This is a genomic window from Streptosporangium carneum, from assembly GCF_027922005.1.
Taxonomy (GTDB): Bacteria; Actinomycetota; Actinomycetes; order Streptosporangiales; family Streptosporangiaceae; genus Streptosporangium; species Streptosporangium carneum.
Map to the genome: position 1 here is coordinate 68,815 of NZ_BSEV01000035.1, position 13,527 is coordinate 82,341.

Below are 13,527 nucleotides of genomic sequence, written 5' to 3' on the forward strand. Positions count from 1 at the left end.
GCTTCCTCTCGGGACGCGGCCCGTCGGTCAGCGTGAGGTCAGACCTGGATCCGGCGCTCGATCGCGTCGACGATCTGGTCGATCGCCTCGTCGACCGGAACCCCGTTCTTCTGCTCGCCGTTGCGGAACCTGAAGGAGACCGCCCCGTTGGCGATGTCCTCGTCGCCCGCGAGGAGCATGAACGGCACCTTGGACTTCTGAGCGTTGCGGATCTTCTTCTGCATCCGGTCGTCGGAGGCGTCCACCTCGATCCTGACGCCCCGCTCACGGGCCTTCTTGGCCAGGTCCTGCAGGTAGGGCGCGTGGGCGTCGGCGATCGGGATGCCGACGACCTGCACCGGGGCGAGCCACGGAGGGAAGGCGCCCGCGTAGTGCTCGACCAGGACGCCGAAGAAGCGCTCGATCGAGCCGAACAGCGCCCGGTGGATCATGACGGGCTGCTGGCGCGAGCCGTCGGACGACTGGAACTCGAGCTCGAAGCGCTGCGGGAGGTTGAAGTCGAGCTGGATGGTCGACATCTGCCAGCTGCGGCCGATGGCGTCGCGGGCCTGCACGGAGATCTTCGGTCCGTAGAACGCCGCGCCGCCGGGGTCGAGGACCAGCTCCAGGTTCTCCGACTCGGCGACCTCGCGCAGCGTCTCGGTCGCCTCCTCCCAGTCCTCGTCGGTGCCGACGAACTTCTCCGGGTCCTTGGTCGACAGCTCGAGGTAGAAGTCGTCGAGCCCGTAGTCGCGCAGCAGGTCCAGGACGAACCTGAGCAGCGACGTGAGCTCCTCGCGCATCTGGTCGCGGGTGCAGTAGATGTGCGCGTCGTCCTGGGTGAGGCCGCGCACGCGGGTGAGGCCGTGGACGACGCCGGACTTCTCGTAGCGGTAGACGGTGCCGAACTCGAACAGCCTCAGCGGCAGCTCACGGTAGGAGCGCCCGCGCGACCTGAAGATCAGGTTGTGCATCGGGCAGTTCATCGGCTTGAGGTAGTACTTGGCGCCCTCGAGCTCCATAGGCGGGAACATGCCGTCGGCGTACCAGTCGAGGTGGCCGGAGACCTCGTAGAGGTGGCTCTTGGTGATGTGCGGGGTGTTGACGAAGGAGTAACCCGCCTCCTCGTGCCTGCGCCGGGAGTAGTCCTCCATGACCCGGCGGATCACCCCGCCCTTGGGGTGGAAGACCGGCAGGCCCGAGCCCAGCTCGTCGGGGAAGGAGAACAGGTCGAGCTCGGCGCCCAGCTTGCGGTGGTCGCGCTTCTCGGCCTCCTCCAGCAGGTGGAGGTACTCGTCCTGCTTCTCGCGGGACTCCCAGGCGGTGCCGTAGATCCGCTGCAGCTGCGGGTTCTTCTCGCTGCCCCGCCAGTAGGCGCCCCCCGAGCGCATCAGCTTGAAGGCCGGGATGGACCGGGTGGTGGGCACGTGCGGCCCCCGGCACAGGTCCTTCCAGCACAGCTCGCCGCTCTTCGGGTCGAGGTTGTCGTAGATGGTCAGCTCGGCGCCGCCGACCTCGACGCTCTCCTCGGCGTCCCCGCCGCCCTTGAGCCCGATGAGCTCCAGCTTGTACGGCTCGGCCGCCAGCTCCTGGCGCGCCTCCTCGTCGGAGACCCGCCTGCGGGAGAAACGCTGGCCCTGCTTGACGATCTCACGCATGCGCTTCTCGATGCGCTTGAGGTCCTCGGGGGTGAACGGGTGCTCGACGTCGAAGTCGTAGTAGAAGCCGTTCTCGACCGGCGGCCCGATGCCGAGCCTGGCGTCGGGGAAGATCTCCTGCACGGCCTGGGCCATGACGTGCGCGGTCGAGTGGCGCACGATGGCCCTGCCGTCGGGGCTGCCGGCCTCGACCGGCTCGATCACGTCGCCCTCGGCGACGGACGCCGCCAGGTCCTTCAGCTCGCCGTTCGCGCGGGCGGCGACCACCGAGCGGCCGTCGGCCCCGAGCGCGTCGCCGTACGTCGTGCCCTCCGCCACCACACGCTCGGCTCCGGCGAGGGTGATGCGAAGTTCTGGCACGGCCGACACGGTTGCTCCTCGGTAGACGCGACGCTGGTTTTCGGAAAGTCCGACTCTGGATCGATGCTACCGGTGTCCGGCACGCCTTTTCTCAGCATGCGGCCGACGGCGGTAGCCGAGCGAGACGAGTTCGGCGCGGGTTCCCTGGAAGACGTTACGGTCCAGCGGTTTGTGGGAGTACTGGTGAATGGTCCACCTGCGCCACGGCACCGGGACGTCCGGCCTGCCGGTGGGATGGTCGGGGGCGGCGATCCACAGCGGATGGTCCTCGAGTCCCGCGCAGTTGCCGTCGCGGGCGAACGAGAGGAAGGTGTAGATCACCGGACGGATCCCGGCGTGCGCGGTCACGGCCTGGCACCAGCGGCGCGCGAACCGGGCCACCTTCCTGGCGGGCAGGCGGTCGCTGGTCTCCAGGTCGAGGGCGAGGAGATCGCCGTGGCGCAGCCCGCCCGCGCGTCCGACCGTCCGCAGGAAACGACGTGCCTGTTCCTCGGGGTCGCCCGAGGGCCGGGCGAAGTGGTAGGCCCCGCAGACGATCCAGCTCTCCCTCATTCCGGTCCAGTTGCGCTCGAACCACCGGTCGGTGAAGGTGCCTCCCTCCGTCGCCTTCGCGAAGGCGAAGGCGACACCGTTGTCCGCGTGGTCGTCCCAGTCGACCGCCCCCTGCCAGTTCGACACATCGATGCCGTGCAACATGGCGGCCAGGTTATTGACGTGACGACGCCGGCACACGCCGACGACACCCCTCGGCGTGCGGCCGTTGCACCGGCTTTGACTAGGCTTGGTCGGCGTGAACGCAGCAGCTCAGACCTCCGGCGCCCACGGCGTCGGCATTGCCACCATCACCTCGGACGGGACCGTGCTCGACACCTGGTTCCCCTCTCCGCAACTGGGCGAGCCCTCCTCCCCGGGCAGCAGGCGGCTGACAGAGCAGGAAGCAGTCGAGGCCCTCGGTTCCGAGGTCGCCGCGCTGCTCGGGCCCGACGAGGCCCGAGGGGTCGAGGTGGTCGCGGTGTACACCGGGATCACCAAGCTGTCGGAGGCTCCCGCGGACGCCCACGACGCCTATCTCCGCCTCCACCTGCTGTCCGCCCGCCTCGTCCAGCCCCACAGGCAGAGCCTGGACGGCCTGTTCGGCCTGCTCAGCAATGTGGTGTGGACCAACCACGGCCCGTGCGCCGTCGAAGGCTTCGAGGCGGTACGACTGCGCCTGCGCGCCCGCGGCCCCGTGACCGTCCACGGTGTGGACAAGTTCCCCAGGATGGTCGACTACGTGCTGCCCTCGGGCGTGCGGATCGCCGACGCCGACCGCGTCCGCCTCGGCGCGCACCTCGCCGCGGGCACGACGGTGATGCACGAGGGCTTCGTCAACTTCAACGCCGGCACGCTGGGCACGTCCATGGTCGAGGGCCGCATCTCGGCCGGCGTGGTCGTGGACGACGGCTCCGACGTCGGCGGCGGCGCCTCGATCATGGGCACGCTGTCCGGCGGCGGCAAGCAGGTCATCTCCATCGGCCGCCGCTGCCTGCTCGGGGCCAACAGCGGTGTCGGCATCTCCCTCGGAGACGACTGCGTCGTCGAGGCGGGTCTCTACATCACGGCGGGGACGAAGGTCACCCTCCCCGACGGGAAGGTCGTCAAGGCCGCCGAGTTCTCCGGCGCCTCAGGCCTGCTGTTCCGCCGCAACTCCACCACCGGCACCGTGGAGGTCGTGCCGCGTGAGGGCACCGGCATCGAGCTCAACAGCGCCCTGCACGCCAACGACTGACACGCGGAGAGAACGACAACGGGAACACGGGCGACGGTCCCGCCGGTCCGTCGGCCGCGCCACGCCCCGGCGACCTGCGGGGCTTCGTCCCCGGGTCGCCTGCCTGACAAGGTTATCCCGACAAGCCTCGTATCAGCAGGGAGTGGCATGGGCAGTCGGGAATTGGCACGCGATGAGACGGCCGCGACGGTGGCCGCCCGGTGGGTCACCGGTGTGTTCGCCCCGCAGTTGCTCGTCATCGTGCTGCCCCCGGTCGTCGGGCTGATGGCGGACGGCTGGCCCGGGGCCTGGTGGGGGCTGGGGGCCTCGGCGCTGTGCGGCGGCATCCCCGCCGGGGTCATCCTGGCGGGGGTCCGCTCAGGACGGCTTGACTCCCACCACCTGGTCGACCGCGCGAGCCGGACGCGACCGCTGCTGGTCGCCGTCGGGGCGGTGCTGGTCGCGCTGGCGCTGCTGGTCTGGCTCGGCGCGCCCCGGCTGCTGGTCGCCACGGTGACCGCGATGCTGGCCGCGCTCGCCGTGACGGTCCCCGTCACGCTCAGGTGGAAGATCTCCTTCCACGCGGCCGTGTCCGCGGGCACCGTGGTCGTGCTCTCGCGGGTGCTGCCCGCCGCGCCGACCCTCGCGGCGGGCGCGCTCGTCGTGGCCACGGTGTGCTGGGCCAGGGTGCGCCTCGGCCACCACACCTCCGCCCAGGTCGCCGTGGGAGCCCTCGTCGGCTTCTGCACGGCGTGGGTGACCCTGGGCGTCTTCGGCCTCTGACAGCCCCGGGCCCCGGCCTCCGATTCCACCGCTCCCAGGGGGAGACGAGCGCGGAAAGCCGCGCGCCCGGCGTCCGAACCGTCGCGGAGCGCGCGTGCCGGGTACGGCGCCGCCTCCCCGGCCGAGCGGCCCGCGCCTGTCAGCCCCGCAGGTAGGCGAGGACGGCGAGGACCCTGCGATGGTCGTCCTGCGCGGGCGGCAGATCGAGTTTGGCCAGGATGCTCGCGATGTGCTTGGCCACGGCCGCCTCCGTGACGACGAGGGCCCGGGCGACGGCGGCGTTCGAGCGCCCCTCGGCGACGAGGGCGAGCACCTCCCGCTCCCTGGGGGTCAGCCTGCTGAGCGGGTCACGACGGTGGGCCAGCAGCTGCTTGACCACCTCCGGGTCGACCACCGTGCCCCCCGCGCCGACCCTCTCCAGCGCGTCGACGAACTCCCCGACATGGCCGATCCGGTCCTTGAGCAGGTAGCCGACCCCGGCGTCCATGAGCTCGGCGACATAGGCCTGCTGGACGTACTGGCTGAGGATCAGCACCGGGAGCCCGGGGCGGGCGGTGCGCAGGGTGAGCGCCGCGCGCAGACCCTCGTCGGTGAATCCGGGAGGCATCCGCACGTCGGTCACCACGATGTCGGGCTCGTGCTCCTCGACGGCCGCGAGAAGCGAGGGCACGTCGCCGACGGCGGCCGCCACGGTGTGGCCGAAGCGCTCGAGCAGCCCGACCAGTCCCTCCCTGAGCAGGACCGCGTCCTCGGCCAGCACTACGCGCACCGGGCCTCCTTCGGCGACCGGAAGGGGCCGTCGGCGCGGGCGGCGGGCACGGTCCCTCCCAGGCACGGGCGGGGCAGGCCTCCCGCAGGGGTCATGCGCATGGGATCTCCACTCTCAGCAGGGTCGGCCCTCCGGCCGGACTGGACAGCGACATCATGCCGTTGACCACCGCGATCCGGTCGGCCAGCCCCGCCAGCCCGGTGCCCGCCGCCGGGTCGGCACCGCCTTCGCCGTCGTCGCGGACATCCAGCCGGAGGGTCCCCCGGACGAGCCCGCCCCGGATGAGACAGTGGTCGGCCCGGCTGTGCCTGGCGACGTTCGCCAGCGCCTCGCAGACCGCGAAGTACGCCGCGGCCTCGACCGCCGCGGGCAGTCTCCGGGGAAGCGCGAGGTCGACCTCCACGGGGACGGGCGAACGCCCCGCGACGTCGCGCACCGCTTCGGGCAGGCCGAGGTCGGTGAGGACCTGTGGGTGCACCCCCCGGATCAGCTCCCGCAACTCCGCCAGCGCTCGCAGGGCCTCCTCGTGCGCCTGGGCGACGTGCTCGGCCGCCGGGGACCCGGGTTCCAGATCGAGTCCGGCCATGCCGAGTCTGAGCGTCAGCGCGACCAGCCGCTGCTGGGCGCCGTCGTGCAGGTCGCGTTCGATCCTGCGCCGCTCGGCCTCGAAGGCGTCGACCAGACGGGCCCTGGAGCGCACGACCTCGATCAGCTCGGTGTCGCGAGGGGCGAGGACCGCCCTGGTCATCAGGGCCCGTACCCCCGCCCACGCGGTGACGGGGTAGGCCGCGACCGGCAGGAGCAGCAGCCCGCAGAGGGCCAGCGGCACCCCGAACGACGGGGGGATCTCCGGCTGGAAGGGCGCGCTCATGAGCACGACCGGAGCCACGCAGGCGAGGAAGATCACCACCAGGTCGATCCACCACAGCACGAGTGCCGTGAGCAGCGCGTAGCCGACGTCCCGCCAGGTCGTCGGCGCCCGAAGCCTGGTGCGGAACCACGCTCGCCGCCCGGAGGCGGGGCTGTCGTGCGGATCCGGGACGGGCTCCGTGTCGACCAGCCGCAGGCGCAGCCGCTCGAACCGCGCGGCGGGAAGCGCGCAGCCCACGAGCACGGGCACTCCCAGCACCACGGCGAGGACCGCGCCGTAGGTGAGAGCGACCAGGAACACGTACAGCGAGAGCAGACCGAACGGCAGGCCGCTCAGCAGATAGGCCAGCGAGCGCCACGGCCACGAGGAGCGCAGGAGGCGCGACGGGCGCTGGACGAGAGCCTGGGACGCGGTCCTGACGATCGACGGCGTCGTCCCCGCCACGCGGGCGTCGTTCCCGCGGACGACGGCGAGGGAGGCCTGTGGGGGTTCCACGGCCTCCGCGGCCTCCGCGGGATGTGTGGAACGCGTGGACTCGGGGGGATCCGCGGAATCAGTCGGGCACGCGACTGCGACGGGGGGCGCGGACGGTCGGCGGGAGGTGGCGGACACGTGTCGACCGTAGCGACCGTGCGCGCCCGTGACAGTAGTGCTGGAGGTAGTCTCCTCGGGCGGACGCGGGCGAGCGCGGAGCACACGGATCAAGCATGATTACGACCATGCCGAAAAATCATGGTTCGCTGTGGTCCATACGTTCGAACGGGTCGATCCTGTCCATCGGATCGACCAACTCGATCCTCTCGATCGGGTCGGTGGGCTCGGTGCTGTCCATCGGGTCGATCGGCTCGGCCGCGTCGGCTCTCTCGATCGGCTCCGTGCTGTCGGTCGGCTCGGTCATGTCGGCGCTCGCGCGCTGGTCCGTCATGTCCTGGCGCTCCAGGAAGGCGATCATGAAGGCCGGCGGGGCGGGGAGCGTCAGAGGAGGGTCCTGAGGAACTCCCGCGTCCTGGCGTCGCCGCCGAACTCGGCGGCGACGAAGTCGGTGACCCCCGCCTGGGCGAGCAGACCGATCCGGGCGGAGACCGTCTCCTCGTCTCCGATGATCGCGACGTCCGCCGGGTCCTTCGCGCCCTCCCTGTCGAGCATCGCCCGGTAGGACGGCAGCTGACCGTAGAACTCGTACACCTCGGCCGCCCGCGCCCTCGCGGCCTCGACGTCGTCGGTGACCTGGATCGGGAGGGCGCACACGACCCTCGGCGCTGGCCGTCCCGCGGCCCGCGCGGCCTCGGTGACGGCGGGCACGATGTGCTCGGCCACGGTCCTGGGGCCGGTCATCCACAGCACCGTGCCGTCGGCCAGCTCACCCGCCAGCCTGAGCATGCGCGGGGCCAGCGCGGCGATGAGCACCGGCAGCTCTCCCGTTCTCGGCGTCGCCAGCCCGATCTGCGCCCTGAGGGTCTCCCCCTCGAAGGCCACCTGCTCACCGCGCACGAGCGGCACCAGCACGGAGAGGTACTCACGCATGTGACGGGCGGGCCTGTCGAAGCTGTAGCCGTACACGCCTTCGATGACGACCTGGTGCGACAGGCCGATGCCCAGCGCAAGCCTGCCGCCGAGGGCGGCGTCGGCGGTGAGCGCCTGCTGGGCGAGCACCGCCGGATGGCGCGGGTAGGTGGGCACGACGGCCGTGCCGAGCTCGATGCCCGGCGTCCCGCTGCCCGCGACGGCGAGCGCGGTCAGCGCGTCGAGCCCGAAGATGTTGGACATCCAGGCCGAGGAGAAACCGTCCTCCGCCGCCCGCTCGATCTGCTCCCGCAGTTTGCCCAGCGCGTCGGGCCCCTTGGGCTCGCTGAGAAACAGTCCGATCCGCATGGCCGCCGAACTCCGTTCCCGTGGTTGCGGCCAGTCTAGGCTGACCGGGCACGGTCATCGATCATTTCGCGCGGCGTGTGGCAGGCACGGGAGCGGCGACGCCTCTCGCGGGACGTACGGCAGGAGGACGGCGGAGCGGCGTCTCAGAGCCGGGCTCCCGCGGCCATCGGGGTGATGTCGAGACGGCCGTCGCCGCAGACGACGGCGGTGAAGGGGATCTCGAGGTGCGCGACCTCGTCCGGCGGGATGATCATCAGCCGTGCCGGGGCGGGGCAGGGAGTCTCGCCCTTGCCCCGCACCACGCTCCAGTGGAGCCTGGCGTGCGCGCTGGCGCCGGGACGCAGCGTCACCCGGCGCGGCCGGACGCTCTCCCTGCGCACCCTGGTGCGGAGCGCGTCGCCGTTGCCGTCGAACATGACCAGGCCGACGAACCCGTAGACCCAGCAGTCCTTCGCCGAGGTGTTGGTGAGCACCAGCGGGGCGTACCGCTGTCCCGCCCCCGCGCCCTCCGCCCCGACGCTCGCCCTGAGCCCCTCGGTACGGCAACGCCCCGCAGCGCTCTTCCCGGCGCTTCCGGCGGACAGGGCCGCCCCCGCGAACGCAGCGCCCGCGGGCCGCGTCCCCGTGCCCCCGGGGCCCGCCTCCCCGGTCGCCGGGCGCTGCGTGGGCCATGGCGAGGCTGCGGCGTCCGCCGTTCCCGGCTGCGCGGACGGGGCGCACGCGGTCACCGCCGCCAGCACACCCGCCGTCATGAGGGAGATCACCGAAAGCCGCCTTGCCCTGTGGTCGCGTTCCATGCCCTCTTGGACGCGCGGCGGGAGAGTTTTGTTCGGCCCTCTCGGGCGCGCGGCAGACCTCGTCCTACCGCTCTCCCGCCGCCGTCCTCTCCCACCGCGGCGCCGGAGACGGCGCCCTCACCTGTGACGCCCCCTCCGCCGGGCCCGGCTGCTCCCGGCTGCTCTCAGTACCCCTTGGTGAGCTTGACGCCGCGGCCGACGGCTCGCGGGACCCCGACGTTGTCGACCAGGTTGCCGGTGGAGGCGACGGACATCGAGTCCCCGTCCGCCTTGCTGTAGAGCAGCCCGGTCTCCTGCTTCGTGCCGCGCCCGAGAACGGTGTTGCCGGTGACCGAGGCGTGGCCGGTCCCGTAGTTCACCCCGTCGAGGGCGAGGTAGACGTACTTGCTGCTCGAGGGCAGCGCCGCGGCGAGAGAGTGGCGCCGTTCGAGCGGCGCGGGTCCGAGCGGCCGCGTCCTGCGGCCTGCCGCCTTCTCCGCGGCGGGAGGGGCGAAGTTGTGGATCCTGTTGCCGCCGATGGTGCTGTTGGCCTCGCCCTGCAGGTCGCACCGGATGCCGTAGTAGGTCTGGCCCGCCACGCCCTCACCGCCGAAGTCCTCGACGTAGTTGTTCTGCATGGACGTGCCGAAGCAGCGGTGGGCGTCGATCGCGTGCTTCGGAACCCCGTACAGGTGGAGGTCGCTCATCACCCAGCCCGCGGCGTTGTCCGACTCGATGGCGCTCGTGCCGCTGAAGGCGATCCAGGAGCGCTGCAGGGTCCAGTCGGTGATGGAGTTGCCCGGGTCGACCACCTTGATGCCCGCGCCGCCGGACGCCTCGATGTAGACGTCGCTGATGACGCTGTTCACCATGGTGTTCTGGAGCATGGTGCCGTTCTTGGACGGGTTGCTGAGGCGGATGCCGTCGGAGGGGGCGCCGAAGATGTCCACGTCGTAGACCCGGGTGTTCCACGACCGCAGCATGAGGCCCACGGTCCCGGTGTTGTTGTCCCGGTTGCCGTCCAGGGTGAGGCGTTCGACGCGAACGGTTTCGGAGCTGTACGGCCTGTCGTTGACCCAGCTCTCCGAGGCGAGCATGGCGGGCAGGTTGGCGCCGTCCGCCTGCTTGATCAGGGCGCCGGCCTTCGAGTCGCCCCGGTAGGTGCGGTGGTCGAGCAGGGTGATGGTCGCGTCGATCAGGCAGGGCCCCTTGACGACGACCTCGTCGCCTTCCTTCGAGGAGTCGATCGCGGCCTGGATGGTCTTCGCGTCGTCGGTGCTGTTGGCGCAGGTCGCGTCCACACGCGTGGCGGAGGCCGGGGCCACGGGCGCCACCACGGCGACGCCCGTGGCGACCAGCGTGACGGCGACGGCGAGCGGGGCGATGCGTAACCTGCGCACGTGCGGTCCTTCCGTATCGCGGATGATCATGTCCTGGACGCTAACGCACGGGGTGCGCCGGAGAGCGGCCCATAACGATCATTTTTTTCCGGCCGGAAGGCGGGAGAAGGAGGGACGGGCGTGCGTGCCGCGCGCGGCCCTGCGTTCTCGGCTCGGGGACGCCGCGCGTCCGGAGCCCTCACGCCCGCGAGGCCGTCGACCCCGGAAAAGGAGCGACCCCGAGGCTTACCCTAGCCCCGGGGTCTGGAGATGGCCGCCATGTAGCGGCGCCAGCGGCGTTTAAGAACGCGGATCAGTCGTTACGATGCCGTGCTCTGCCGTTGAGCTACGGGACCGCGAAAGAGGTCCCGACGGGATTCGAACCCGCAACCCGACGATCCAAGCCCGCGTTCGGTCGATCTGGCATCCGGCGGCGATACTGAGTCTGGAGCGAGAGCCTGAGATTGATCGGCTGCCTCTTCCGTCTGGGCTACCCCGGCTCGGTCGTGCCGGGGGGAGGGATCGAACCTCCGCTGTGGCCGTTCTTTCAGTTTCGAGCTTCAGTTTCAGCTTGCGCTCCTTGCGCACCCTCGCGCTCCGGCGAGGGGGTCTGTGGGGCTACCCGAGAAGGTAGCCGAACACCTTGTCGCCGACGCGCTGGTCGGTGACGTCGATGCCGTTGGCCTCCTCACGGGCGAACTTCACCGCGTCCTGGAGCTTGGTGACCCGCTCGACCAGGGTGCGGACACGGGCGGCGGGCATCGCGCCGGAGAAGGCGACCTTGGTCCAGTAGCCGACGACGACGTCCTCGGTGTACACGTCCACCTGGGCCGGGTGCTTGTCCGTGGCCTCGGCCTTGACGTGGTTGCGCAGGACCTTCTTCGTCCGGGTCGTCTTGACGGGCTCGGTCCGGTAGGAGTCGGTGGAGGCGTCCGGCGTCCAGGTCTCCGACGGGTCCAGCGTGGGCAGCTTCGCGACGAAGGTGTGCAGGTCGGTGAGCTGCTTCTCCAGGAAGAGCAGGTAGGTCACCGGCACTCCGGACAGCAGCGTCTCGCCGTCCACGACGACGTCGGCTCGGGCGGAGGTGTTCGCCCAGTCCTTCGTCGCGGTCACGTCGAACAGCCGGGTCAGCGCCTTGCCGAGCTCCCGGACGACGTCGTCGGCCTTGACCTGCACCCGGGTCGACTCCGCCGGAAGATGCTCGCCCTCGTCGTCGATGGGCTGGTAGGTGCGGGAGATCCCGGAGAGCAGGGCGTTCTTCTGGATCGTGTGGTAGGCGTCGGTCACCTTGCGCTGCGTGTCGGACTTGACGCCCTTCTCTACCGCGAGGATCTGGTTCAGCTTCGTCGCCACTGTCGGCTTCCTCCGTTGGGGGTCACGGCGCGATACGCCTATACGCGACGTACAGCGTCGGATCGGCGGATAGAGCAAGCTGTACAGCCAATCACTGTTTGTTGCTCCGATTTATCCGGCAGCCGACCTTATGGATGGACATATCGCACAGTACGCGGGATCCCCTCAGGCCGATCCCGACGCATCGCCCTGGGCCCCCTTCGACCGGATCACGAGGCGGCAGGGAGGACCCTCGGTCGCCTCGCACCGCCGGACGGCGCGGGCGGCCCGCGAGAACCGCCACAGCCGAAACGTCCGGCCCGTGGCCGAACGAGCCCGCCGCAACACCTCCGGCCCTCGTGAGCAGGACGAGACTATCGAGCCGGCCCGGCCGGTCTCACCTTGTTATCCGCGCACCGTTGTCCGCTGTCCGCGCGCCGCCGACCGGCCGCGACTCCCTCGGCTCCGGTCCCGGCCCGCGTCCGGGAGACCGCCTACGACCGGCCGGGGTCCTCGTGGTTCCGTTCGCCGTAGGACCCGTAGACCACGTCCGGGTACAGGAAACGGTCCAGGGCCGCGAGCGCCGGCGGCATCGGCTCACGCTCCCCGTCTTCCTCCCGGGGGGACGGTTCTCCTGGATACGCGACGTCGTTCTCCCGGGTGGCCATCTCCCATGCCAGATACAAAGGGCTCAGATCACCCTCGATCATGAGATCGCGCAGCGGCGTCAACTCGTCGAGCCACTGCTCCGGCGTCTCCCGCAGGTATCCCAGCTCGCCGTCGAACGCGCAGTACGCCAAACGCACGAACACGTCGTCGCCGACGACCTCGGCCTCGACCCCGCTCCCCTCACCGGCGCGGACCACGAACCGCCGCGTCGCGGGCGCGAGGGCGGCGGGCAGCCGGAACGTCAGGTGACGCGTCCCCGCCCCGTCGAAGAACATGAAGACGTCGAAGTACTCCCGCATCAGCCACGCGGCGTCGAACTCAGGATCGTTCTCCTGGGTGAAGTCGCCGACGAGGGCGGTCGGGCCGATCCTCAGCCTGCCCGACATCCGTCTCAGGGCCTCGATCTGGTTCTCGGCGAGCCGACGGCCGACGGTGCGGAACTCGTAGTAGTGGCGCACCTTGATCCTGTCGCGTGCCATGAGTCCTGACTCCTCGAATCGGCGGCGTCCGGTCTGTCTGTCACGCTCCCACAGAGATCATCCGAGCGCCCGGACAACCCGGACATCCCTCCAAGGAATCATCTCCGGGCACCGCCATGACCGACGGTCCCGAGCTCGGTGCGCCATCGGCGACTCCCTCCCGCCGGGTCATCCGGCGGAAGGGAGTCGCGTGAGGTGCGAGACCAGGGTTGGCGCCGAAGGCGTGCGGTGGGGCCGGACGTCGACGCGGACAGGCGGCGGACGGAATCCGTCAACGACGTTCTCCGGCGACGGTGTCCTTCGGCACGGAGGACAAGGGCATCGCCGTGGCGCACTGGCTCGCGAACACCAACCCGGACTGCGGCCAGAAAACCGATGACAGGCAGTCGTACATGCCCGCGGCCGGACCGGACGAGATCGCGACCGTGGCGTCCCCGAACCCCGCCCCCGTGCACCCGCGCCCCGCGATGTCGCCGCTCTTCGAGAGCGTTCCCTCGGCGCAGACGTAGAACCCGCTCGCGTGCGCGGCCGGCGCCGACAGCAGCGGGCCGACGAGAACCGCCGCGGCCACGACCGCGGCGAGACGTTTGGTCAGGGTCATCGAGGCGCCCTTTCACACAAGGAGGGACAGAAACCTCGACCTACCTACCCGAAGCCAGACACGCCGCCCTCACCCCGCCGACAGGCTTCTGCGCCCCCCACATGACGCTATGGCCCCTCACGGCACGCCCGGCGACATCCACCCGTCTTCAGGACAGGACTCGCGGCGAACTCCTCCGCCACGGCTTCGCCCTCCTTCGACGAGTTCCTCCACGTCCCGGCCCGCCTGCGGTCGTCGCTCTCCCGGCAGGCG

Annotated in this window: 13 protein-coding genes; 2 read left to right on the top strand and 11 right to left on the bottom strand. The window is 70.9% G+C overall.

What is annotated here, in order from left to right:
* Positions 1-38 precede the first annotated feature (38 nt).
* Together thrS and PKF00_RS39785 are read right to left on the bottom strand one after the other, a co-directional pair.
* Positions 39-2,006 carry a threonine--tRNA ligase gene (gene thrS, locus PKF00_RS39780; RefSeq protein ID WP_271222928.1) on the bottom strand — a complete coding sequence of 656 codons (1,968 nt, stop codon included), beginning with the start codon at positions 2,004-2,006 and terminating at the stop codon, positions 39-41.
* Between the two features lie 57 nt (positions 2,007-2,063).
* Complete coding sequence (locus PKF00_RS39785; RefSeq protein ID WP_271222929.1) at positions 2,064-2,693, bottom strand: glycoside hydrolase family 25 protein; 630 nt, start codon at positions 2,691-2,693, stop codon at positions 2,064-2,066.
* Between the two features lie 94 nt (positions 2,694-2,787).
* Here PKF00_RS39785 and dapD point away from each other — a divergent pair, with 94 nt between their 5' ends.
* Both dapD and PKF00_RS39795 read left to right on the top strand, forming a co-directional pair.
* Entirely contained in the window at positions 2,788-3,765 is a 978-nt protein-coding gene (dapD, locus tag PKF00_RS39790) for a 2,3,4,5-tetrahydropyridine-2,6-dicarboxylate N-succinyltransferase (protein ID WP_271222930.1), read from the top strand.
* Between the two features lie 147 nt (positions 3,766-3,912).
* Positions 3,913-4,527, top strand: coding sequence for a phosphatase PAP2 family protein (locus PKF00_RS39795; protein ID WP_271222931.1), 615 nt, complete (start codon positions 3,913-3,915; stop codon positions 4,525-4,527).
* 139 nt (positions 4,528-4,666) lie between these two features.
* Here PKF00_RS39795 and PKF00_RS39800 read toward each other — a convergent pair whose 3' ends face one another.
* From PKF00_RS39800 to PKF00_RS39840, 9 genes are all read right to left on the bottom strand, one after another.
* Positions 4,667-5,296, bottom strand: coding sequence for a response regulator transcription factor (locus PKF00_RS39800; RefSeq protein WP_271222932.1), 630 nt, complete (start codon positions 5,294-5,296; stop codon positions 4,667-4,669).
* Between the two features lie 91 nt (positions 5,297-5,387).
* On the bottom strand, positions 5,388-6,662 hold the full coding sequence (locus PKF00_RS39805) for a sensor histidine kinase (RefSeq protein ID WP_271222933.1): 1,275 nt from the start codon (positions 6,660-6,662) through the stop codon (positions 5,388-5,390).
* A gap of 235 nt (positions 6,663-6,897) precedes the next feature.
* Positions 6,898-7,092: a hypothetical protein gene (locus PKF00_RS39810; protein WP_271222934.1), complete on the bottom strand. Its 195-nt coding sequence runs from the start codon at positions 7,090-7,092 to the stop codon at positions 6,898-6,900.
* 50 nt (positions 7,093-7,142) lie between these two features.
* Positions 7,143-8,039, bottom strand: a complete 897-nt coding sequence (locus PKF00_RS39815; protein ID WP_271222935.1) for a TIGR03564 family F420-dependent LLM class oxidoreductase — start codon at positions 8,037-8,039, stop codon at positions 7,143-7,145.
* 143 nt (positions 8,040-8,182) lie between these two features.
* Complete coding sequence (locus PKF00_RS39820) at positions 8,183-8,803, bottom strand: DUF4232 domain-containing protein (RefSeq protein WP_271222936.1); 621 nt, start codon at positions 8,801-8,803, stop codon at positions 8,183-8,185.
* A gap of 197 nt (positions 8,804-9,000) precedes the next feature.
* Complete coding sequence (locus tag PKF00_RS39825) at positions 9,001-10,245, bottom strand: right-handed parallel beta-helix repeat-containing protein (protein WP_271222937.1); 1,245 nt, start codon at positions 10,243-10,245, stop codon at positions 9,001-9,003.
* A gap of 567 nt (positions 10,246-10,812) precedes the next feature.
* Complete coding sequence (locus PKF00_RS39830; RefSeq protein WP_271222938.1) at positions 10,813-11,547, bottom strand: DUF7873 family protein; 735 nt, start codon at positions 11,545-11,547, stop codon at positions 10,813-10,815.
* 473 nt (positions 11,548-12,020) lie between these two features.
* A complete protein-coding gene (locus PKF00_RS39835; protein WP_271222939.1) occupies positions 12,021-12,674 on the bottom strand; it encodes a hypothetical protein in 654 nt (217 codons plus the stop codon).
* 271 nt (positions 12,675-12,945) lie between these two features.
* Positions 12,946-13,275 (bottom strand): hypothetical protein, encoded by a 330-nt coding sequence (locus PKF00_RS39840; protein ID WP_271222940.1) that lies wholly within the window; start codon positions 13,273-13,275, stop codon positions 12,946-12,948.
* Positions 13,276-13,527 lie beyond the last annotated feature (252 nt).

Bases quoted from the DNA above. Each gene is read 5' to 3' on its own strand.
- PKF00_RS39785 (WP_271222929.1), bottom strand. From the start codon at position 2,693: ATGTTGCACGGCATCGATGTGTCGAACTGGCAGGGGGCGGTCGACTGG.
- PKF00_RS39795 (WP_271222931.1), top strand. From the start codon at position 3,913: ATGGGCAGTCGGGAATTGGCACGCGATGAGACGGCCGCGACGGTGGCC.
- PKF00_RS39810 (WP_271222934.1), bottom strand. From the start codon at position 7,092: ATGACGGACCAGCGCGCGAGCGCCGACATGACCGAGCCGACCGACAGC.
- PKF00_RS39815 (WP_271222935.1), bottom strand. From the start codon at position 8,039: ATGCGGATCGGACTGTTTCTCAGCGAGCCCAAGGGGCCCGACGCGCTG.
- PKF00_RS39825 (WP_271222937.1), bottom strand. From the start codon at position 10,245: ATGATCATCCGCGATACGGAAGGACCGCACGTGCGCAGGTTACGCATC.
- PKF00_RS39835 (WP_271222939.1), bottom strand. From the start codon at position 12,674: ATGGCACGCGACAGGATCAAGGTGCGCCACTACTACGAGTTCCGCACC.
- PKF00_RS39840 (WP_271222940.1), bottom strand. From the start codon at position 13,275: ATGACCCTGACCAAACGTCTCGCCGCGGTCGTGGCCGCGGCGGTTCTC.